The 21186-nt window shown below is 62.5% G+C and carries 21 protein-coding genes; 9 read left to right on the top strand and 12 right to left on the bottom strand.

The window, feature by feature from the left end; all coding sequences use genetic code 11:
- The 11 genes from recO to rpoE form a co-directional block, all read right to left on the bottom strand.
- Entirely contained in the window at positions 1 to 705 is a 705-nt protein-coding gene (recO, locus tag IFO71_RS03580) for a DNA repair protein RecO (RefSeq protein ID WP_192028154.1), read from the bottom strand.
- A 67-nt stretch (positions 706 to 772) separates the two neighbouring features.
- Entirely contained in the window at positions 773 to 1714 is a 942-nt protein-coding gene (gene era, locus IFO71_RS03575) for a GTPase Era (RefSeq protein ID WP_332309302.1), read from the bottom strand.
- The gene (rnc, locus tag IFO71_RS03570) at positions 1711 to 2370 is read right to left on the bottom strand and encodes a ribonuclease III (RefSeq protein WP_192028153.1); all 660 of its coding nucleotides are present in this window, start codon (positions 2368 to 2370) and stop codon (positions 1711 to 1713) included. The genes era and rnc overlap by 4 nt, the downstream gene beginning before the upstream one ends.
- A 16-nt stretch (positions 2371 to 2386) precedes the next feature.
- A complete protein-coding gene (locus IFO71_RS03565) occupies positions 2387 to 2755 on the bottom strand; it encodes a DUF4845 domain-containing protein (RefSeq protein WP_192028152.1) in 369 nt (122 codons plus the stop codon).
- A 39-nt stretch (positions 2756 to 2794) separates the two neighbouring features.
- The gene (gene lepB, locus IFO71_RS03560) at positions 2795 to 3646 is read right to left on the bottom strand and encodes a signal peptidase I (protein WP_192028151.1); all 852 of its coding nucleotides are present in this window, start codon (positions 3644 to 3646) and stop codon (positions 2795 to 2797) included.
- 60 nt (positions 3647 to 3706) lie between these two features.
- Positions 3707 to 5497: a translation elongation factor 4 gene (gene lepA / locus IFO71_RS03555; protein WP_192028150.1), complete on the bottom strand. Its 1791-nt coding sequence runs from the start codon at positions 5495 to 5497 to the stop codon at positions 3707 to 3709.
- A 151-nt stretch (positions 5498 to 5648) separates the two neighbouring features.
- Positions 5649 to 7055 (bottom strand): DegQ family serine endoprotease, encoded by a 1407-nt coding sequence (locus IFO71_RS03550; protein WP_332309301.1) that lies wholly within the window; start codon positions 7053 to 7055, stop codon positions 5649 to 5651.
- Positions 7056 to 7094: 39 nt separating this feature from the next.
- Complete coding sequence (locus IFO71_RS03545) at positions 7095 to 7544, bottom strand: SoxR reducing system RseC family protein (RefSeq protein WP_192028149.1); 450 nt, start codon at positions 7542 to 7544, stop codon at positions 7095 to 7097.
- Positions 7534 to 8415, bottom strand: coding sequence for a MucB/RseB C-terminal domain-containing protein (locus IFO71_RS03540; protein WP_192028148.1), 882 nt, complete (start codon positions 8413 to 8415; stop codon positions 7534 to 7536). Before IFO71_RS03540 ends, IFO71_RS03545 begins: the two co-directional genes overlap by 11 nt.
- Positions 8416 to 8423: 8 nt before the next feature.
- Positions 8424 to 9041, bottom strand: a complete 618-nt coding sequence (locus IFO71_RS03535) for a sigma-E factor negative regulatory protein (RefSeq protein ID WP_192028147.1) — start codon at positions 9039 to 9041, stop codon at positions 8424 to 8426.
- Positions 9038 to 9631 carry an RNA polymerase sigma factor RpoE gene (rpoE, locus tag IFO71_RS03530; protein ID WP_192028146.1) on the bottom strand — a complete coding sequence of 198 codons (594 nt, stop codon included), beginning with the start codon at positions 9629 to 9631 and terminating at the stop codon, positions 9038 to 9040. The genes IFO71_RS03535 and rpoE overlap by 4 nt, the downstream gene beginning before the upstream one ends.
- A 165-nt stretch (positions 9632 to 9796) precedes the next feature.
- Between rpoE and IFO71_RS03525 the strand changes: the two genes are divergently transcribed.
- From IFO71_RS03525 to IFO71_RS03515, 3 genes are all read left to right on the top strand, one after another.
- Entirely contained in the window at positions 9797 to 11848 is a 2052-nt protein-coding gene (locus tag IFO71_RS03525) for a 3-hydroxyacyl-CoA dehydrogenase NAD-binding domain-containing protein (RefSeq protein ID WP_192028145.1), read from the top strand.
- 305 nt (positions 11849 to 12153) lie between these two features.
- On the top strand, positions 12154 to 13260 hold the full coding sequence (gene proB / locus IFO71_RS03520; RefSeq protein WP_192028144.1) for a glutamate 5-kinase: 1107 nt from the start codon (positions 12154 to 12156) through the stop codon (positions 13258 to 13260).
- Positions 13261 to 13275: 15 nt separating this feature from the next.
- On the top strand, positions 13276 to 14520 hold the full coding sequence (locus IFO71_RS03515) for a glutamate-5-semialdehyde dehydrogenase (protein WP_192028143.1): 1245 nt from the start codon (positions 13276 to 13278) through the stop codon (positions 14518 to 14520).
- A 101-nt stretch (positions 14521 to 14621) separates the two neighbouring features.
- Here IFO71_RS03515 and IFO71_RS03510 read toward each other — a convergent pair whose 3' ends face one another.
- Positions 14622 to 15101, bottom strand: coding sequence for a glutathione peroxidase (locus IFO71_RS03510; protein ID WP_192028142.1), 480 nt, complete (start codon positions 15099 to 15101; stop codon positions 14622 to 14624).
- A gap of 154 nt (positions 15102 to 15255) precedes the next feature.
- On the opposite strand from IFO71_RS03510, the gene IFO71_RS03505 reads away from it, so the two are divergent.
- The 6 genes from IFO71_RS03505 (at position 15256) to IFO71_RS03480 (ending at position 20824) form a co-directional block, all read left to right on the top strand.
- Positions 15256 to 16509, top strand: a complete 1254-nt coding sequence (locus tag IFO71_RS03505) for a polyhydroxyalkanoate depolymerase (RefSeq protein WP_192028141.1) — start codon at positions 15256 to 15258, stop codon at positions 16507 to 16509.
- A 33-nt stretch (positions 16510 to 16542) separates the two neighbouring features.
- On the top strand, positions 16543 to 17175 hold the full coding sequence (locus IFO71_RS03500) for a methyltransferase domain-containing protein (protein WP_192028140.1): 633 nt from the start codon (positions 16543 to 16545) through the stop codon (positions 17173 to 17175).
- Complete coding sequence (locus IFO71_RS03495; protein ID WP_192028139.1) at positions 17172 to 18179, top strand: serine/threonine protein kinase; 1008 nt, start codon at positions 17172 to 17174, stop codon at positions 18177 to 18179. The genes IFO71_RS03500 and IFO71_RS03495 overlap by 4 nt, the downstream gene beginning before the upstream one ends.
- 458 nt (positions 18180 to 18637) lie before the next feature.
- The gene (locus tag IFO71_RS03490; RefSeq protein ID WP_225444334.1) at positions 18638 to 19681 is read left to right on the top strand and encodes a peptidylprolyl isomerase; all 1044 of its coding nucleotides are present in this window, start codon (positions 18638 to 18640) and stop codon (positions 19679 to 19681) included.
- 52 nt (positions 19682 to 19733) lie between these two features.
- On the top strand, positions 19734 to 20234 hold the full coding sequence (locus IFO71_RS03485; RefSeq protein WP_192028138.1) for a hypothetical protein: 501 nt from the start codon (positions 19734 to 19736) through the stop codon (positions 20232 to 20234).
- Positions 20235 to 20251: 17 nt separating this feature from the next.
- Positions 20252 to 20824, top strand: coding sequence for a Maf family protein (locus tag IFO71_RS03480; RefSeq protein ID WP_192028173.1), 573 nt, complete (start codon positions 20252 to 20254; stop codon positions 20822 to 20824).
- The last annotated feature ends 362 nt before the right edge of the window (positions 20825 to 21186 follow it).

The following is a 21186-nucleotide window of genomic DNA, read 5'->3' as shown; positions in this document are numbered from 1 at the left end:
TCAGGCGTGTTGCTTCAAGCCCGCCAGCAGGCCCCAGCTGTTCAGCGGCCGCCCGCCGAGTTGAGCCTCGATCAAGCCCCGCATCAACTGCCGCAGAGCCTGCGCATCCGGCACCGACAGCGGCGCCCCGCTCTGCAATGCGAGCAGCGCCGCACCGCGCAGACTGCCTTTGCCCGGCGTCTCGCAGGGTATCGCTCCGCGTTCCGGGTCGAACATGTAGCACTGCTCGGGGTGCAAGGGCTGATTAGACACATCAACATCGACCGGCGGCATCGATCCTCCGCAACTCAGCAGCGCGTACTCTGCCGCCCGAATGACCGGCGCGATGGCGAGACCCTGCTCGAGTTCACCCAACGACCGCGCATAACACAGGAACAGCGCGTCCTGCGATTCTCCCCGAGGCAACAGCCGAACAAACAGTTCGTTGAGATAGAAAGCGGCCAGCAAGGCATCGCCGTTTAACCTGATGGCCGGGCCAGCGGCTTCAGCACTTTGCAGTTGAGCAAGTTCACCGCGTCCAGTCAGCCGGATTTGCAAAGGCTGCAAGGGCTGCAGCACAGCGCGTCGTGCCGCTGCGCGCGCTCCGCGAACGCCGCGCGCCACGCAGCCCACGCGCCCCAGCCCCAACACCAGCAACTCAATCAGCAGTGAAGTTTCCCGATACGGGCGCGCGTGCAGCACGTAGGCGGGGTACTCTTCTTCCATGGCGCCGCGCACGACCTCTTAACAGACTGTTGAGAAACGGGCTGCGGCCGACCCGGCCGGCGAACAGTCAATCGACGTAGCCAAACTTCTTCAGGCTGGCCTCGTCGTCGCTCCAGTTCTCACGCACCTTGCACCAGATCTGCAGAAAGATCTTGCGGCCGAACAGCTTCTCCATGGCGATACGCGCCGCGCGGCCGATCGAGCGTGCCTGCGCGCCGCCTGCACCAACCACGATCGCTTTCTGGCCATCGCGCTCCACCCACACCACAGCGGAGATCCGTAGCATTCCCACTTCGTCGGAGAAGTGCTCGATCTCCACGGTCGTTGAGTATGGCAGTTCATCACCCAGCTGGCGCATCAGCTGCTCGCGGACCAGCTCTGCGGCCAGAAAACGCTGACTGCGATCGGTCACTTCATCGGCTTCGTACAGCGCCTCGCCCTGAGGGAGGTGCTTCAGCAAGCTTGTTTGCAGCGCACTCAGTCCGCTGCGTTTGGTGGCCGACATAGGCACGATTTCGACGAAGCCGTGCTTGTCGGCGAGCTCCTTCAGGTGCGGCAGCAAGTCGGCCTTCTGCTTGAATTGATCCACTTTGTTGACCGCCAGAATGCAAGGCAAGCCCGATTCACGAACCAGATTCAGGGCGCGCTGATCTTCCTCGCGCCAGCGGCCCGCCTCGACCACCAGCAAGGCAAGGTCAACGCCCAACAGGGCGCCGCTGGCGGCTCGATTCATGTAGCGGTTGATGGCTCGTTTGCCGCCCGCGTGCAAGCCTGGCGTATCGGCAAACAGGATCTGCCCCTGCTCGCTGGTGGCAATGCCCAGAATACGATGTCGGGTAGTTTGCGGCCGACGCGACACGATGCTGACTCGAAAGCCGACCAAGGCATTGACGATGCTGGACTTGCCAACATTGGGCCGACCGATCACCGCCACCGTTCCGACCTTGAACTCGGCGTTTCCGACCTTGCCGGAGGCTGGTTGTCCTGTGCCACCTTGATTCGAGTTCACTCACTTTCCCCTAATTCCTGTAGCACCTTGGCGGCAGCTTCCTGCTCAGCTGCGCGCCGACTGCCTCCGCAGCCTTCCGCCTGAATATCCAGGGCCGCGACCTGACATGAGGCGGTAAATATCCGTTCGTGTTCTTCACCGGCAACGGCCACGACCTGGTAGTCAGGCAGGGCATGTTGACGCCCCTGCAACCATTCCTGCAGCCGCGTCTTGGCATCCTTTACCTGCTTGGGCGACAGCGTTTCCAGGTTAGGCTGCAACCAGCGAATCACCTCGTCGCGCATGGCCGCAAAGCCGCCATCGAGATAAATCGCTGCAGCCAGTGCTTCAACCGCATCGGCCAGAATCGACTCTCGGCGATAGCCACCGCTCTTCAGCTCACCCGGCCCCAGGGTCAGATGTGGACCCAGATCCAGAGCACGGGCCACTTCGGCCAACGATGACTCGCGTACCAACTGCGATCTCAGCCGGGTCAACACGCCTTCATCGGCATTCGGGTAACGCTGCATCAGCGCTTCCGACACCACGGCGCCGATCAGGGCATCACCAAAGAACTCCAAACGCTCATTGTTGCGCCGCCCTGCGCTGCGGTGCCGCAGGGCCTGCTCCAGGACTTCCGGGCGTTGGAACCGATAGCCCAGGGCAATTCGAGACATGCTCGGTGTTAAGCGATCAACCGCTGAGGTCGACGGTGTACTCAAACTTGCCCACGATATCGAGGTTGTACATCAACGGCGTACGCACTTCGTACTTGACGCTCATCTTGGCGCCTTTCTTGGTGTCGATGGTGATGTGATCCGGCTTGACGCTACTTACGTAGGAGATACTAAAGTGGCGGTACAGCTTGTCCAGCACCTGGCCCTTCGGAGCGGTGGCCATTTTCGGCTCCTTGGCCACCGCGTCCATGCCGTCCTTGACGCTGGAGAACTCCGAATACATGGGGAAGATCTTCATGCCACAGTAGGCAAAGAACCCTAGCACCGCCAAGACGATGACCATGCTGAGGAGAGTGATTCCTTGCTGCGAGCGCTTGAGCTTCATAGTGGTCCCCTATGGGTTTTGGGAGCGGTCAGATGGACCTCAGTGTATGACGGTTCCAACCCGGGTGAAATCCATCCGCATCTCATCCAGGTCCAGGTTCATCCAGATCAACGAGGCCTTGCCGACCAGATTGCGGTCCGGAACAAAGCCCCAGAAGCGGCTGTCTTCGCTGTTGTCGCGGTTATCACCCATCACGAAGTAGTGCCCTTCCGGCACCACCCATTCGTTTTCGCCGCGCGAATCGAATCTCAAGGGGTCGACCAGCAGCAGGTGTTCGGTGGCATCCAGTTGTTCGGAGTAGATTTCGTGCCCAGTGCTTCCCCGCCCGCTGCCGACGCCGACGTAGCGGCCCTGCTCGGCGACTTGCACCGGCTTACCGTTGACGAAGATTCGCTTGCCACGGTAAGCGATCGAGTCACCCGGCAGACCGACGATGCGCTTGATGTAGTCCTGTGCCGGCACCGGCCGCCAGGCATGACCGCAGGGCGAACCGCTGCGCTCCTTCTGCTCCGGACAGGTATAGCCCGGGTAGCGGAACACCACCACATCGCCACGCTCGGGTGAACCGAGGTCAAGGAATTCGTAGTCCAGCACCGGCAGCTTGAGGCCATAGCTGAACTTGTTGACCGCAATGAAATCACCGATCAGCAGGGTCGGCATCATCGAGCTGGAGGGAATGCGAAACGGCTCGAATAGAAACGAGCGGATCAGCAGCACGATGAAGATCACCGGAAAGAACGAGCGGGCATACTCGACGATCACCGGCTCGGCGACTTCGGCGCCGGCCGCGATTTCGGCGCGCCGCTTGGCGAAGAACATGGCGTCCGCCAGCCAGATCAGGCCGGTAAGAGCGGCCAAGGCCGTCAGCAGGGTGGCGAAATCCAATCGCATTTGGGGTTCCTTGGCGGTCGATCCAATCGGGGAGCGGCACCTGCCGCCATGAAAAAAGGTCTACTTGTCCACTTGCAGTACGGCCAAGAACGCCTCCTGTGGGATCTCCACCGAGCCCACCTGCTTCATGCGCTTCTTGCCCTCTTTCTGTTTTTCCAACAACTTGCGCTTGCGACTGACGTCACCGCCATAGCATTTGGCCAGCACGTTCTTGCGCAAGGCCTTGACGGTTGAGCGAGAAATGATCTGCGAGCCGATGGCTGCCTGGATCGCCACGTCGAACATCTGTCGCGGAATCAGCTCGCGCATCTTGTCGCAGATGTCGCGGCCACGACGGTCGGCCTGCGAGCGATGGGTGATGATCGACAATGCATCGACTCGATCACCATTGATCAGGGTATCCACCCGTACGAACGGGCCGGGTTGAAAGCGCTCGAAGTGATAGTCGAGCGATGCATAGCCGCGACTCACCGATTTCAGCTTATCGAAGAAATCGAGCACTACTTCGGCCATGGGCAGCTCATAGCTGATCTGCACCTGGCTGCCCATGTACTGAATGCCTCGCTGCGAGCCGCGCTTTTCTTCGCACAGCTTGATCACGTTTCCGACGTAATCCGGCGGTGTCAGCACGTTGGCGATGATGATCGGCTCGCGAACTTCATCAACCTTGTTGGAAGGCGGCAGCTTGGCCGGATTGTCCAGCGAGATTACCTCACCCTCGGTGGTCACCACCTCATAGACCACGGTCGGCGCGGTGGTCACCAGGTCGAGGTCGTACTCGCGCTCCAGGCGCTCCTGCACGATCTCCATATGCAGCATGCCGAGAAACCCGCAGCGGAATCCAAAACCCATGGCTTCCGAACTCTCCGGCTCAAACCTCAGCGCAGCATCGTTCAAGCGCAGCTTTTCCAGCGCCTCGCGCAAATCCGGGTAATCCTCGGCCGCCACCGGAAACAGACCGGCGAACACGCGCGGCTTCATTTCCTGGAATCCGGGTAGCGGCTTGGACGCCGGTTGCTGGGCCGAGGTCAGGGTATCGCCCACCGGCGCGCCATGGACATCCTTGATCGAAGCGGTCATCCAGCCGACGTCGCCCGGTCCCAAGCGCTCACGACGGGTGCGCTTGGGAGTGAATACGCCGACCTGGTCAACCATGTGGACTCGACCGGTCGACATCACCAGCAGCTTGTCATCCGGCTTGATCTCACCCTGCATGACGCGCACCAGGCTGACCACGCCAAGATAGTTGTCAAACCAGGAATCGATGATCAGGGCCTGCAGGCGATCGGTGTCGCGCGGTTTCGGCGGCGGAATACGGTGCACGATGGCTTCCAGCACATCCCGCACATTGAGCCCGGTCTTGGCGCTGATCGGTATGGCGTCAGCGGCGTCGATGCCGATCACCGCTTCGATTTCCGCCTTGGCACGCTCAATGTCAGCCGTAGGCAGGTCAATCTTGTTCAGCACCGGCACCACTTCCAGGCCCTGCTCCACCGCGGTGTAGCAATTGGCCACCGATTGCGCTTCGACGCCTTGAGCGGCATCGACCACCAACAGGGCGCCTTCACAGGCGGCCAGAGAGCGGCTGACCTCGTAGCTGAAATCGACATGGCCCGGCGTGTCGATGAAGTTGAGCTGATAGGTCTTGCCATCCAGAGCGGTGTACGGCAACGACACCGACTGCGCCTTGATGGTGATGCCACGCTCGCGCTCGATCGGATTGCTATCCAGCACCTGGGCTTCCATCTCGCGATCGGCCAGGCCCCCGCAGATCTGAATGATGCGGTCAGCCAGGGTCGACTTGCCGTGATCGACGTGGGCGATGATGGAGAAGTTGCGGATAAGTTCCATGGAGCGGGAGGGGCCTAGAGACGCAAACCCGCAATTATCGCACAGGACAACACAGCAGACGCCAATCCAGACCGACCCGAAGGCGCAGCAAGGCTCCGCGGACGGCCCTGCGCGCCCGCCAAATCAGGCGGGCGCGAGTCGGAGGCTGCGATCACTCTTGGTCGGCTGCCGGCGAAATGGTGACGAACTGGGTCTGCTCACCACGGCGAACCAGCAACAGGATGGGCCGACCAGACTCGGTCGACTCCACTGCTTCCTCAAATGCTCGCGGCGAGGCCACGGCGGTGCGACCGACCATCAGAATGATGTCGCCCGGACGCAGCCCGGCCCGCAGAGCCTGCTCGCCGGTGACCTGCGCCACCACCACACCCTGCCCGGCTTCCAGCTGCAAGGCTTCGCGCTGCTCGTCGCTCAAGGCCTCGACTCGCAGCCCCAGGGCGCCGCTATCGGCGGCACTATCGCCGATGGACGCCAGCTGATCGCGCGGTAGCTCGGTGATAACGACCTGGAAATCCTGCCGCTTGCCGCCACGTACAACGGTGACCGTCGCCTTGCTGCCCGGCTTGGTGGCGCCCACCAAAGGCGGGAGGTCGGCGGCGCTGGACAGCTCCTGGCCGTTGAAAGCGACGATCACGTCGCCCAGCTCGATGCCCGCCTTCTTGGCGGCACTGTCGTCGCTGAAGCCATTCACCAGGGCGCCGCCGGTTCGCTCCAGCCCCAGGGACTTGGCCTTGTCGCGATCGACCTCCTGGATATTGACCCCCAACAGGCCACGCGACACATAGCCCTTCTCCTTCAGCTGCTCGGTGGCATTCATCGCCACCTCGATGGGAATCGCGAAGCTCACCCCCATGAAGCCGCCGGTGTTGGAAAAGATCTGCGAATTGATACCGACCACGCGACCATCGGTATCCAGCAGGGGTCCGCCGGAGTTGCCGCGATTGATCGCCACATCAGTCTGAATGAACGGAACGTATTGTTGAGAGCGGTCAAAGCTGGCCCGCCCCACCGCACTGACAATACCGGCAGTGACGGAATGATCAAAACCGAACGGCGAACCGATCGCCACCACCCATTGGCCGGGCTTGAGTTTCTTCGAGCTACCGATCTGGACGGCCGGGAAGTTTCTACCCTCCAGCTTCAGCAAGGCCACGTCACTGGCAGCGTCGCTGCCCACCAAGGTCGCCTTGAGCTCACGCCGATCAGCCATGCGCACGTAGATCTCGCTCGCCCCATCGATCACGTGATGATTGGTCAGCACATAGCCGTCGGCGCTGATCACAAAGCCGGTGCCCATCGATACACGCTCGCGCGGAACCGCCGGTGCGGCTGGCGCACCCGGCTGACCAAAGAAACGACGGAAGATTTCCGGCACCTCTTCGTCCGGCAGGCCCTGGCGCGATCTGGCGCTGCCGGTTTGAGTGGCAGAAATATTGACCACGGCCGGCGAATTCGCTTCAACCAGCGCAGTGAAGTCGGGCAAGCTCGCCATTGCACTGCCTGAACAGAACACGAGCAGGACAATCAACACATTGAGTTTCGACAATCGGCTCAACACAGCATCGGTCTCCTCAACGGAAATCTGGATAGAGAATGCTCACTCGGCACCAATGCGCACACGCAGACCACGACGCATGGCACGACCGCAATGCCGCTTGGAAACCTGCATGGCGAGCAGAGTTCCCACGGCAGCGGAAGCGAATACCGCTTCGTTCAGCCATGTATGGGCACGACCAAGCAACACAAGTGCCATGATCGCCCCGACCACCAGTCCCAGACAGGGCATGCCATAGGCCCACCAGGCTTCATGCCGCAGTGCCCTCTCATCGAGTACCAAGGTGACGGTCTGCTCAGGCCGAAGTGGGCCGCTCACCAACTGGCGCGGCACCTCCACCAACTCGCCTGAAGCAGAATCTTCGACACGGATCAGCCGGGTCAGATCGCAACGTCCGGCGCAGCCGGTGCATTGGCTGCAGCGCCCCTGCAGCCTGAGCCACAGCACATCAGGCTCTGACTTGAAGACGATGGCTTCACGCTCAACCGGCACGGTCGAGCACGACTTCCTGAGCAAACCGCTCCACTGTCGCGGGAGGAACTTCACCCACGACGACAACCTGACGACCAGCCGCAATGCGCCCGAACACACTGAGCAGACCGCGTCGTTGCAGACCGGATAGTGGCGCGCGATCTGCGCGAACCTGCTCGACAAACACCGAGACCCGTGCCAGACCGTCGCAATACACCCAATGCTCGCCGCCCGGCTGTGACTGCGCTGAGACCAAGGCAAAACCCGCCGGCACGCTGTGAAGTCGGGCTCGATCAGGCGCTTCGATATCGGCCTGAACAAGCGGCTTCACTGCAACACTGGCCGATGCCGGTTCACGAACGTTGAACTGCGCGAACATCCACTGCTCAACCAATTGCCCATCGGCACCGTAGACGGCAGAACGAAGCGGAATACCACTGTCGCGATCGATCCACAATCGACGGCTGTAGCGCATGGCGTCACGGGCCAGCAAGTCGACCACCTGAACCGTACGGCCGGCAACCCGATCCTCAGGCAACGTTCGAGTCTGGTAAGCCGTCCGCAGTGACGCGCCGGCCTCGCCGACCCGCAGCCCGGTGCGGGCAAACAGCAATCCATCAGGCAGCGGCACGCCCTCGGCTGGCGCCGGGCCCACCACACCTACTGGCAACGCGGGCCCAGTCAAGCGCTGCAGCTGCGCACCCTGTTCGTCGTGACGCACGCTGAGTGCATCAAGTTGCCCGTCACGCTGATAGACCACCACCCCGTCAAAGGCGACCTTCTCGACCGCTGCCTGTATGCCCTCGACCCACTCTACAGCCGACTGCGCCCAGGCCGGACTCAGCCAGCACAGCGCAATCAATAGCCAGAACCGGCTTCGCCACGTCTGCATCGAGCGAGTCACTGACTACGGGTATCCACTACCACCTGTTGCGCTGCCGGTCGATACGGGCTGACCAGAGGCAGGTACGGCGCAAAGGTGGCATCCGAAGGCTGTGCCAGCACAGCGTTGTGCCGCAGCACCCAGCCCTCCACCAATGGATCGACCCGCACCGAAGGCGGCATGGCAATCGACTCAACCGCTGACACTGATTGTGTTACCGGTGACAGCTGCGGACGCAGGTCGCTCTCGGTCAACACGGAAGGGGCTACTTGCGAGCCCACCTGCCCGGCCATTGCACCCGGCTGTTGCGGGGCGTCAAGCGGCACTACCATCAAGGCCATCAGCGCCACTGACGCCGCGATCGCACCGCCAGCCGCCCAGCGCAGCAAGGTCGGACCAAGTTGACGCTTCGGCGTCGCATCGTTGGCGATGGCAGCAGCAACTGCAGCAGCGAGGTCACTGCCGGGTAACGCCGAGCGACGTCGATTCATGACATCGCCGATCAGATGCCAACGCGACCACTCGGATCGCAGCTCCTGGTCATTCGACAGACGACTGCACAGAAAGCGGGCGGCATCGCGTTCCAGCTCGCCGTCCTTCAGTGCAGACAATTGAATTCTGATCTCTTCGTTCATGGACGTACCCGTTCTTTGTCCAACAAGGGTCGGAGCTTCTGGTCGATCGCATCGCGAGCACGAAAGATGCGTGAGCGCACGGTGCCAATCGGACAGGCCATGGTTTCAGCGATTTCCTCGTAGCTCAGACCGTCGACCTCACGCAAGGTAATCGCCATGCGCAACTCGTCCGGCAGTGCTTCGACAACGTCAGCCACGGTTTGTTCAATTTCTCTGCGAAGAAGTTCGCGTTCCGGCGTATCGGTATCCCGCAGTCGGGTACCGGCGTCATATTGCACCGCGTCCACCGCATCGACATCGTCGGTGGGTGGGCGCCGACCCTGTGATACCAGCCAGTTCTTTGCTGTGTTGACGGCAATCTTGTACAGCCAGGTGTAGAACTGAGCGTCGCCGCGAAAATTACCCAGCGCCCGATAGGCGCGAATAAAGGTGTCTTGGGCCACGTCCTGGGCCTCGGCCCAATCGTGCACGTAGCGCGAAATCACGCTGATAATGCGGTGCTGATACCGCGTTACCAACAGATCGAACGCTCGCTTGTCCCCTTGCTGGACCCTGAGCACCAGGGCCTGATCAAGCTCGTTATCGCCCATCCGGGCCCGTGCTCCCTGTTTGGTGAAGGCCGTTCCTGGCCGAATCGGATCGACCTGAACGAATAGGAAAAGTTCCGGCCGGGTCATAATCGAACGTTGACCCTGGCCCGCAGCGCCCCCGATCATACGACCCATACTGGGCCGTAGGTCCGCCCCACTCTGGAGATGCTCATGTTCGAAGGACTTCGATTCCGTCACTGGACCCACGAATTGCGCGACGACCGGATCCTGATCCTTACCCTGGACCGGGCCGAGAGCGGGGTCAATTCGCTGGCCCAGGATGTGCTGGGCGAGCTGGAGCAGATCATCGAACGCATCGCCATCGAAAAGCCCAAGGGCGTGGTGATTCGCTCTGGCAAGAACGCGGGCTTTATCGCTGGCGCCGATATCAAGGAGTTCGTCGAATACGACGCCCGCGGCGTAGTGCTGGATGCGATCCAGAACGGCCAGCAGGTGTTTCAGAAGCTGGCCGAGCTGCCGGTGAATACGGTGGCCGCCATCCATGGCCACTGCATGGGCGGTGGCACCGAACTGGCCCTGGCCTGCAAGGCTCGCGTGGCCAGCTCGGACGACAGCACCCGCATCGGCCTGCCGGAAGTGAAGCTGGGCATCTACCCCGGCTGGGGTGGCAGCGTGCGTCTGCCGGCCCTGATCGGCGCCCCGGCGGCGATGGACATGATGTTGACCGGCCGCTCGCTGTCGGCCAGCGCCGCCAAGGGCATGGGGGTGGTCGACAAGGTCGCCGAGCCGGCCCTGCTGCTCGATTCCGCCATCGAACTGGCCAAACGCGGGGTGCAGCGGCCGATCAAGCAGCGCGCCACTGCCTGGGCAACCAACCTATGGCCGGTGCGCCTGGCCCTGGCGCCGATGCTGGCCAAGCAGGTCGCCCGCAAGGCGCGCAAGGAGCACTACCCCGCCCCCTACGCCCTGATCAACACCTGGAAATCCAGCGGCGGGCCGATCCAGAAACGACTGCGGGCCGAAGCCAAGAGCGTGGCCAAACTGGCGCAAACGCCGACCGCTCGCAATCTGATCCGGGTGTTCTTCTTGCAGGACCGCTTGAAGAACCTCGGCGGCAAGGACCACGGCATCAAGCACGTCCACGTGGTTGGCGCTGGCGTAATGGGCGGCGATATCGCCGCCTGGTGCGCGCTGCGCGGTTTCGATGTGACCTTGCAAGACCGCGAGATGAAATACATCACACCGGCTTTGGAGCGCGCCAACGGCCTGTTCAGCAAGAAGCTGAAAAAGGCCGACAAGCAGGCCGCCGCCAAAAAGCGCCTGAATGCCGATGTCGAGGGCAAGGGCGCGGCCAAGGCCGATCTGGTGATCGAGGCGATCTTCGAGAACCTCGATGCCAAGAAGGCGCTGTACGCCAAGGTCGAACCCGAGTTGCCAGAAAACGGCATCCTCACCACCAACACTTCCAGCATCCCGCTGGACGACCTGCGTGCAGAATTGAAGCAACCCGGCCATTTCGCCGGCCTGCACTATTTTAATCCGGTGGCGATGATGCCCCTGGTCGAGATCATCCGCCACGACAAGATGGATGCCGAAGCCGAGCGCCGACTGGCCGCGTTCTGCCGCGCCATCGACAAGCTACCGGTGCCGGTAGCCGGCACGCCCGGCTTCCTGGTCAATCGCATCCTCATGCCCTACCTGCTGGAAGCCATGACCGCCTATGCCGAAGGCATTCCAGGCCCGGCGATCGACAAGGCTGCCCTGGCCTTCGGCATGCCGATGGGGCCGATCGAACTCGCCGACACGGTGGGCCTGGACGTCGCCGCCTCGGTCGGCAAGATCCTGGCCGACTTCCTCGGCCTGCCGATTCCGCAGGGCCTGGAAGGCAAGCTGGAAAGTGGCAAGCGCGGCCGCAAGGACGGCGAAGGTTTCTACGTCTGGGAAGAAGGCAAGGCGAAGAAGCCCGAACTGCCTGAGGGCTATACCGCACCGGAAGACCTGCAGGACCGCTTGGTGCTGGCCATGCTCAATGAGGCAGTGGCCTGTCTGCACGAAGGCGTGGTGGCCGATGCCGACCTGCTCGACGCTGGCGTCATCTTCGGAACCGGCTTCGCCCCGTTTCGTGGCGGCCCGATCCAGCACATCAAGACGGTTGGCGCCGACAAGCTCAAGGCGCGTCTGGAGCAACTGGCGAAACGCCATGGCCCACGCTTTGCGCCCAGGCCGGGTTGGGATGCCTTGGCGGAGGCGAACTGAACTTCGCGGTCCGCGACTGGCGAAGCGCGGAATACCGTCCCGTCGCCAGACGGGATCCATCCTGATTCTCAAGACTCGCTGAAGATCAAACTGGACCCCGGCTTGCGCCGGGGTGACCAGCGATTGCAGTCGCCACGGGGCGGTCCGCGCTGAAGCGTGAACGCGCCCATACGGCCAGTGGGCAGAACCGTGGAGCGCCGCGCGCGGTCGCGGCGCGCCGATCGGCATTACGTCAGTTCCCATCATCCATTGCACACAATGCTGCACTGCGGCAGAGTGAGCTTTCCCCTTGCTTCGAGGCTGATATGCGCATCCCGCACTGGCGACGTTTGGTGCTGAAGATCGGCAGCAACCTGATTGCGCCGGGTGGGCAGGCTTTGTCGACCCGTCATGTGCTGGAGATCGCCCGCTTCGTGCAGCATGCGCGCACGCAGGAGCGCGAGGTGATTCTGGTTTCCTCCGGTGCGGTGGCGGCCGGTCGCGCCAGCTTGCATGGGCGCAGCGATATGCCGCCGCCCAACGTCGCCGGCAAGCAAGCCTTGGCAGCGGTCGGGCAGGCAGAGTTGATGCGCTTCTGGCAGCGCTTCTTCGATTTTCCGGTCGCCCAGCTACTGCTGACCCGCGACGATTTCGCCAATCGACGACGTTTTCTCAATGCGCGCAACACCTTGCGCTCACTGCGCGCAGTCGGCGCACTTCCCGTGATCAATGAGAACGATTCGGTGGCGGTGGATGAATTACGTGTGGGCGACAACGACACCTTGGCCGCCCACGCCGCCACCCTCACTGAGTCGGAACTGATGGTGTTGGCCACCGATATCGATGGCGTGTACGACGCCGATCCACGCAGCCATCCCAACGCGCGCAAGCTGGATGAAATCGACCAGGTGACCGAAGAATTGCTGGCCATGGCCGGCGATGCGGGAAGTTCAGTGGGAACCGGCGGCATGCGTTCAAAACTGATCGCCGCCAGGCGCGCCGCCGAGGCCGGTATTGGCACCTTGATCATCGATGGCCGCGATCACCGCACCCTGGAAGCGCTGCTCGACAACGAATGCCGTGGCAGCTGGATTCATCCGGCGCAGCAACGCCGTGCGGCACGCAAGCATTGGATGCTGCATTCGCTGCCCACCTCGGGCCAGATCGAGATCGACGCTGGCGCCGCCGAGGCGCTGAAGGGTCGCGGGGCCTCATTGCTGGCCAGCGGCGTGATTGGCATCCAGGGCCAATTCGAAGTCGGCGATGCGGTGGAGATTCAGCATCAGGGCAAGGCCTTGGCCAAGGGCATTGTTCAGTACCGGCATGCCGAACTGGCACGCATCCGCGGACGGCATAGCCGGGATATCGCTGAGATTCTCGGCGACTGCCCCAGCGAATCGGTGATCCACCGCGATGATCTGGTGTTGATGTGACGGAGATGAACCACTGTGAGTGAACTGCGTCAACAAATCGAACGCGCCCGCGCCGGGCTGCCGGCCTTGCTGGAACTCGATGCGGGAGCACGCAGCACCCTGATCAGTCGCATGGGCGAGTCCCTAGTGCGCGATCAGGCCGAGATATTGCGTGCCAATCAAGCCGACCTTCAGCGCGCCGAAGCGGCAGGACTGAGCGCCGCCATGGTCGACCGACTGCGCCTCGATGAGGATCGCCTACACGGGCTGGCGATCGCCCTGCGCCTGGTCGCTGAACTGCCCGATCCGCTGCGCGATGATGCCGAGCTGCGCATCCGTGAAGACGGCTTGCGCCTGCGTCAGGTGCGCGCGCCGCTGGGCGTGATTGCGATGATCTACGAGTCGCGTCCGAATGTAACTGCCGATGCCGCCGCGCTGTGCTTGCGCGCTGGCAATGCCTGCGTGCTGCGCGGTGGCAAGGAGGCGCGCGAGAGCAATCTGGCCATCGCGGCCAGCCTGCAGTCGGTGCTACGCGATGCCGGACTGCCGAGTGAATTGATCAGCGTGCTGGATGACCCCGACCGCAGCCTTCTTAACGAACTGTTGCGCCTGGACGATCTGATCGACCTGGTGATCCCGCGCGGAGGCGAGGCATTGATCCGTTTCGTTGCCGAACACAGCCGGATTCCGGTGATCAAGCATTACAAGGGCGTCTGCCATCTGTATGTCGATGCCGAGGCCGATCTCGATCAGGCGCTCAGCTTGCTGGTGGATGGCAAGGCACAACGTCCTGGGGTCTGCAATGCGCTCGAATGCTTGCTGGTAGATCGCGCCATCGCCGCGGATTTTCTGCCCCGCGTCGGCCAACGGATGGCGGAACTGGAAGTGAAGATCCGGGCCAGCGCAGATGCCCTGCCCTGGCTGCCGCAGGCCGAGCCTAATGACGAATGGGGCGTGGAGTATCTGGATCGGGTGCTGGCGATCAGGCTGGTCGATGGCCTCAACGCAGCACTTGATCATATCGCCCACTACGGCTCTCACCACACCGAAGTGATCTGCACCCGCAATGCTGACAAGGCAGCACGCTTCGTGCGCCAGGTCGACGCCTCAGCGGTGGCGGTGAATGCCTCGAGCCGCTTCAACGACGGCGGTGAACTTGGCCTTGGCGCCGAAATTGGCATCTCGACCACCAAACTGCATGCCTATGGGCCGATGGGGCTGGATTCCCTGACCTGCCGAAAATGGGTGATCGAGGGTCAGGGGCATATCCGCCACCGCTGATGCCAGGCAGCGATCGGGCATGGCCGCAGCACTTGTTCTTGGCAACATCGATTCACAGCGGTGCGCCCAAGGCACACCCCATAGTTAAGAATTCTGAGACCTCAAAGCACCGCAGCCAGATCCTTTTCGATGCTTTCCGGGGTATCGGTCGGCGCATAGCGGCGCACCACCTTGCCGTTCTTGTCGATCAGGAACTTGGTGAAGTTCCACTTGATCACTTCGGTGCCGAGGATGCCCTTGGCCTGTTTCTTCAGGTGTTTGAACAGGGGGTGGGCCTTGTCACCGTTGACCTCGATCTTGGAGAACATCGGAAAGCTGACGTCGTAGGACAGTGAGCAGAAGTTCTTGATTTCCTCTTCATCACCCGGCTCCTGATGGCCGAACTGATCGCAGGGAAACCCAAGTATCACCAGCCCTTTCGACTCGTAATCGCGATGCAGTTTCTCCAAGCCCTTGTATTGCGGGGTGAAGCCACATTTGGAGGCTGTGTTCACCACCAGCATCGCCTTGCCTTTGTAGTCGGCCAACGAAGTCTCTTTGCCGTCTATGTCCTTGGCTTTGAAGTCGTATACGGTGGTCATTGGGCCTCCGGAGCGAAAGGAATGGCTCATTATGCGGCTCCAGCAGGCGCAGGGCTACGCCAAATCGATTGATGGCAAATCGTGACAAATAACACGGCGTGTACATCGAATCATGGCATGATGCAGCGCAACACGATCGAGCAGGACCCTGCCGATGCTTTACAAGTTTCACGAAATGTCGCGCGCCTGGATGAGTCCCTGGGTACACGGGGCCGACGCCATGGCCCGCGTGCTGGGATCAAAAGGCAGCTGGCTGGCGCAATTGCCGGGCGCCGACCGAATGGCTGCTGCCTACGAGTTGTTCTACCGCATCGGCAAAGACTACGAGAAACCCGAATTTGGTATCCGCAGCGTGCTGGCCCACGGCCACGAGCTGCCGGTCGTGGAGCTGGAAGCGGCGAAGAAGCCGTTCTGCCGTTTGCTGCGCTTCAAGCGCTACAGCGACGATGAGCGAGTGATTCGTGATCTGCGCGACGACCCCAAAGTATTGATCGTTGCGCCGCTGTCCGGTCACCACGCGACCCTGCTGCGCGATACCGCACGCACCATGCTGGCCGACCACAAGGTCTGGATCACCGACTGGATCGACGCCCGCATGGTGCCGGTGGCTGAGGGTGCTTTCCACCTCGACGACTACATCGCCTATATTCAGGACTTCATTCGCCAGATCGGTGCCGAGGATCTGCATATCGTCTCGGTCTGCCAGCCCACTGTACCGGTGCTGGCCGCTGTTTCTCTGCTGGCGGCTCGCGGCGAGAAGACGCCACTCAGCGTCACCCTGATGGGCGGTCCGATCGATAGCCGACAAAGTCCGACCGCAGTGAATAATCTCGCCACCACCAAGCCGCTCAGCTGGTTTCAGCGCAATGTCATCCACCCGGTGCCAAATAACTATCCGGGCGCCGGACGCCTGGTGTATCCGGGTTTTCTGCAGCACACCGGCTTTGTGGCAATGAATCCCGGACGCCACGCGCGTTCACACTGGGATTTCTATATCGACCTCACCCGCGGCGATCTAGAAGACGCCGAAGCCCATCGCCGCTTCTACGACGAATACAACGCCGTGCTGGACATGGCTGCTGAGTATTACCTCGACACCATCCGCATCGTGTTTCAGCAGCACCTGCTGCCACGTGGACGCTGGGAAGTTGCCGGCGAAAGGGTTCAGCCGGAGGCGATTCAGCACACCGCCCTGCTCACCATCGAGGGTGAGTTGGACGATATTTCCGGCCTGGGCCAAACCCGCGCGGCGCATGATCTGTGCCGCGGCATTGCCCCCCAGCGCAAGCAGCACATCACGGTGGACGGCGCAGGCCACTATGGCATCTTCAGCGGTCGCCGCTGGCGCGATGTGGTATACCCGCAGGTGGCTGAATTTATTCGCCGCGCCGCGCACAATCCGCACTGAAGACGTGCCGAGCACGTCGCGGATCCAGGGCCAATGAGGCAAGCTCGATTGAGTCGCAAAACCGACTCAGGCAAATGTTATGACCGCGCCTACTTCGACCGCTGGTATCGAGGCGCCGAGGCCCGTGAGCGGCGCCTGATCACCGAACGCAAGGCCGCCCTGGCGGTGTCGATGGCCGAGTTCCTGCTCGGCCAACCGGTGCGACGGGTGTTGGATGTGTGCTGCGGAGAAGCGGGCTGGCGAGCGCCGCTGCTGAAGCTGCGCCCGACGCTGCAGTATCAAGGGCTGGACAGCAGCGAGTACGCCGTGCGCCGCTTCGGACGCTCACGCGACATCGGTCTGGCCCGATTCGCGCAGTTGGCCGAACTCCGCTTCTCGCACAGCGTTGACCTGCTGATCTGCAGCGATGCCCTGCACTACATCGCGACTGCGGAATTGAAGCGCGGATTGTCCGGTTTCGCTGAGCTCTGTCATGGTCTGGTATTCGCCGACATGTTCTGCGCCGGCGACGGCGCGGAAGGCGATGATATCGGCTTCATCGCCCGGCGCCCGGCGCAGTATCGACGCTGGTTCGCTGACGCCGGCCTTCGCCAGATTGGCCCACATTGCTACGCCACGCCGGCCCTGCTGCCCAGGCTGGATGGCTTGGAAGCCCCGCCGGAATGACTGCCGATGCCCGCGGCGGACTGCCCTTTGCCGAGCTTACCCACGCTGAGGTGCTCGATCGTCTGGCGGAACTTGATGTTCATGGCGATGGCGGCCTGCTGGCGCTGAACAGCTATGAAAACCGCGTGTTTCGTCTGCGCTCGCTATCGCCAAACCGCGCACTGGTGGCCAAGTTCTACCGCCCCGCCCGCTGGAGTGACGAAGCGATCCTCGAGGAACATGCGTTCAGCGCCGAACTTGCAGCGGCCGAGGTGCCGGTAGTCGGGCCACTGTCGATCGCCGGCCGCTCCCTGCACCACCTTGGACCTTACCGGGTGGCCGTGTTTCCCTCCGTCGGCGGTCGCGCCCCCGATCTGGAGCGCCGCGAAGTGCTGATCAGCATCGGGCGCCAATTGGCCAGACTGCACAATGTCGGCGCTCAGCAGACCTTCCGGCATCGGCCACACCTGGATATTGAAGCCTACGGTGATCAACCGCTGGATGCGCTGCTGGACTCTGAACTGATACCGGAGTCGCTGAAGGATTCGTTGGCCGACATCGGCGATCGATTGCTCGATCAGGTCGAAACGCGATGGCAATGGGCCGACCCGGCTCTGATTCGCCTGCATGGTGATTGCCACGCCGGCAACGTGCTGGCGATCGACGAGGTGATCCACCTGCTGGACCTGGATGACTGCCTGACAGGTCCCGCGGTACAGGATCTGTGGATGCTGGTCGCCGGCGAGCATTCGACCGACGCCCAGCCGTGGCAATGGCTGCTGCGCGGCTATCGCGAGTTCCGTGAGTTCGATGAGCGCGAACTGCTGCTGACTGAAGCCTTGCGGGCGCAACGCCTGTTGCACTTTCATGCCTGGGTCTGCCAACGCTGGATCGACCCAGCCTTCCCGCTGGCCTTTCCGTGGTTCGCCGAGCGACCGCATTGGGAGCGCTTTCTGCAACAGCTACGCGAGCAGCTCGCCCTGCTGCAAGAGCCCATGCACCCGTTCTCGAATCAACGCATCTGAGCACAAGCGCGCCTCTCGATGGGCAACTGCCGAGCCGACGAAGCCCAGCCCGCCGGCGGCTGAGCTGCGGCCAAGATTGCCAAGGCCTTATCTCGCCGGAGCCATCGCTGTACGGCGCGCCTCATTGCTGGGCTTGGTCGGCACAGGCCCTCCCTACGCTAACCCGGATATTTCATGAGGTCGCGCCGAAAGATCCGGCAATTCCAAGCGGGGCGAGAGTTTCGACCGATGGTGTTGAGATAACAGAGTGTTCGCGATCTTTCGGCGCTGGCACGGCCCTCACCGGTCCTTTGCGCCGATTGCCGCGTTGCTTCTCGCCCAAGTGGGCCCACCACTTGGGCTCGTCGCGCCTTGCACTCGACGCAAAGTCCTCGGTGATCATCCGCGCCCCCTCATGAAATATCCGGGCTAACGCTGCGCTTCGTCGCATAATCTCTCGTTCCTGCCCCCGAGGGACGATGATGATTTCGACCAGTCTGGCCTTGCTTCTCGCCGTGCAAGCTGCCGCCTACCCAGGAACCTCGCTTCGCGAGACCCCTGGGCAGGAGAAGACCGGCTCCCTAACCCCACCCCAGCCCTCCCCGAACATCGGGGAGGGAGTTCCGGGGCACCAGCGGGCGCGCGAAGATCAGTGCGCATCGGTCTCTCCCGAGGCCAAACCCGAGCCGCCCCTGACCACGGCCGCAGTTCTCGAATCCGCGCCCGATGCCGACTGGCACACCATCGCGGACGATCGCCTTCTGGTGATGGACGTCAACGGCGGCCGGGTACTGATCGAACTCGCCGAGGCTTTCGCGCCGCAGCACGTGAAGAACATTCAGCAGCTGGCCAGGCAGCACTACTGGGACGGGCTGGCCATCGTTCGAGCACAGGAAAACTATGTCGTGCAATGGGGCGACCCGGAAGAGGATGAAGCAAAGCGTCGCTCGCTGGGTGAGGCCAAGACCAAACTACCGGCTGAGTTCGATCGAGAACGCCAGGCACTCCCGTGGCAGGCCATTCCCGACCCCGACGCCTATGCAGCCGAGACTGGTTTCAGCCTCGGCTTTCCGGTGGGACGTGACAGTCAACGGGCCTGGTTGCTGCATTGCTACGGCATGGTAGGCGCCGGCCGCGGGAATGAAGCCGATAGCAGCAAAGGATCGGAACTCTATGTGGTGAGCGGACACAGCCCACGGCACCTGGACCGCAACATCACCCTGGTCGGCCGGGTTATCGAGGGCATGTCGGTGTTGACCACCCTATCCCGCGGCACCGGTCCGCTGGGCTTCTACGAGAAACCCGAGCAGCGGGTGAGTATCGAGCGCATTCGTCTGGCCAGCGAGATCGACACCGCCGATCGACCACGCCGACAGCGCCTCAGCACCGAATCTGCCTCGTTCGCCAAGCTTATCGAGGCCCGACGCTTCCGCCACGAAGACTGGTTCGTCAACAAGGTGGGCCGCATCGAAGTCTGCAACGTGCCTCTGCCGGTTCGGCGCAGCCCGGAGTCGGGCGACTGAGTTTGCCCGCGGTAAGCGGCTGCGGCAGACTGGAGCGCGTGAGGAACGAACCATGAGCGAATACACCAACCTTCTTCTGCTGATCGTCGCACTGCTGTTGGCCCTGTGTATTGGCTTTGGCGTCGGACTGTGGCAACAACGGCGCCGCCACAGCGCGCTGATCGCCCTGCTCGACGGCGCCGACAACCTGGAGAGCGTTCTGCACGAAGCGCGTACGCGAATGGCCAAGATGCGCGATGTCGTAGGCCGGGTGGCACCGGATATCGGTGCGGTGGCGCAGGCCTCTCTGGAGGCCGATGGACCGGTGCAGCAGGGTCTGCGCAATCTTCTTGAACATCGACTTTGGATTGCCAAGCATGCTCCCACCGCCAGCTATCCACAGTTGCGCCAGGCGGTCACTGCCCTGCGCCGCTCGCATGAGCAGATTGCCGCTGGTCTTCGCAAGCTGGAAAGCGCCGGCGCCGAACTGGCCGAAGCGGCACGTGCGGTGGAAGAGCAGGAAGCACGCGAGCCGGCAGCCCTGCGTCGAACGGCAGCCGGCGACAACGATTGAGCGTGACTCCTGAGCGGATGCAGCTAATTCTGGCCTCGACTTCGCGCTATCGTCGGGAGCTGCTGGAGCGGCTGCGCCTGCCATTTTCATGCATACCGCCGGAGGTGGATGAAGCGCGCCTGCCCGGCGAGTCGATTTCGGCGATGACGCTGCGTCTGGCCCAAGCCAAGGCCGAGGCGGTCGCCGACATGCAGCCGCAGTCCTGGGTAATCGGCTCCGATCAGTCCGCCAGCCTTGACGATCAGGCGCTCGGCAAACCGGGCACGATGGAACGCGCAGTTGAGCAGCTTCTGGGCTGCTCCGGGCGAGAGGTTCACTTCTTTACCGCTCTGGTCGTGGCTCGCCACGGTGAGTCAGGATTCACCCATCTCGACACCACCGTGGTGCGCTTTCGACAGCTCTCGCGTACCGAGGTGGAACGCTATGTTCAGGCCGAACAACCGCTCGACTGCGCTGGCAGCTTCAAGTGCGAGGGGCTTGGCATCAGCCTGTTCGAAGCCATCGACACTCAGGACCCGACGGCCCTGACTGGACTGCCTCTTATCGCGCTGTCGCGCCTGCTACGTACGGCGGGGTTTCAGCTACCGTAGCAGGCCGCTGAAATGAGTCTATTTCGTGAGGTCGCGCCGAAAGACACCGCGAGCCCAGGCACAGCAACGTTCTCGGGCAGTTCTCACTGGATGACAACGTGTTCGCGGTCTTTCGTCGCTGGCACGGCCCTCGGTCGGCCGCTGCGCGGCAACGGCTGCTACGCAGCCTGCGCCTTCCTCGCTCCCAGAGCAGGGCCATCCATGGCCCTTCCCGCGTGCGCTACGCTCGGTCGGCCGCTGCGCGGCAACGCGGGGCATTCGCCCCGAGGTCCTTGGCACCAGTCCCGCGTAGCTGCGACAGAAGCCGAACAACAACGCGGCAATCGCGTCCCGATCTCGTCCAAGTGGGCCTTGCACTCGGC

The organism is Pseudomarimonas arenosa, assembly GCF_014841215.1.
Taxonomy (GTDB): Bacteria; Pseudomonadota; Gammaproteobacteria; order Xanthomonadales; family Xanthomonadaceae; genus Pseudomarimonas; species Pseudomarimonas arenosa.
This window is presented reverse-complemented; position numbering and strand designations above follow the sequence as displayed.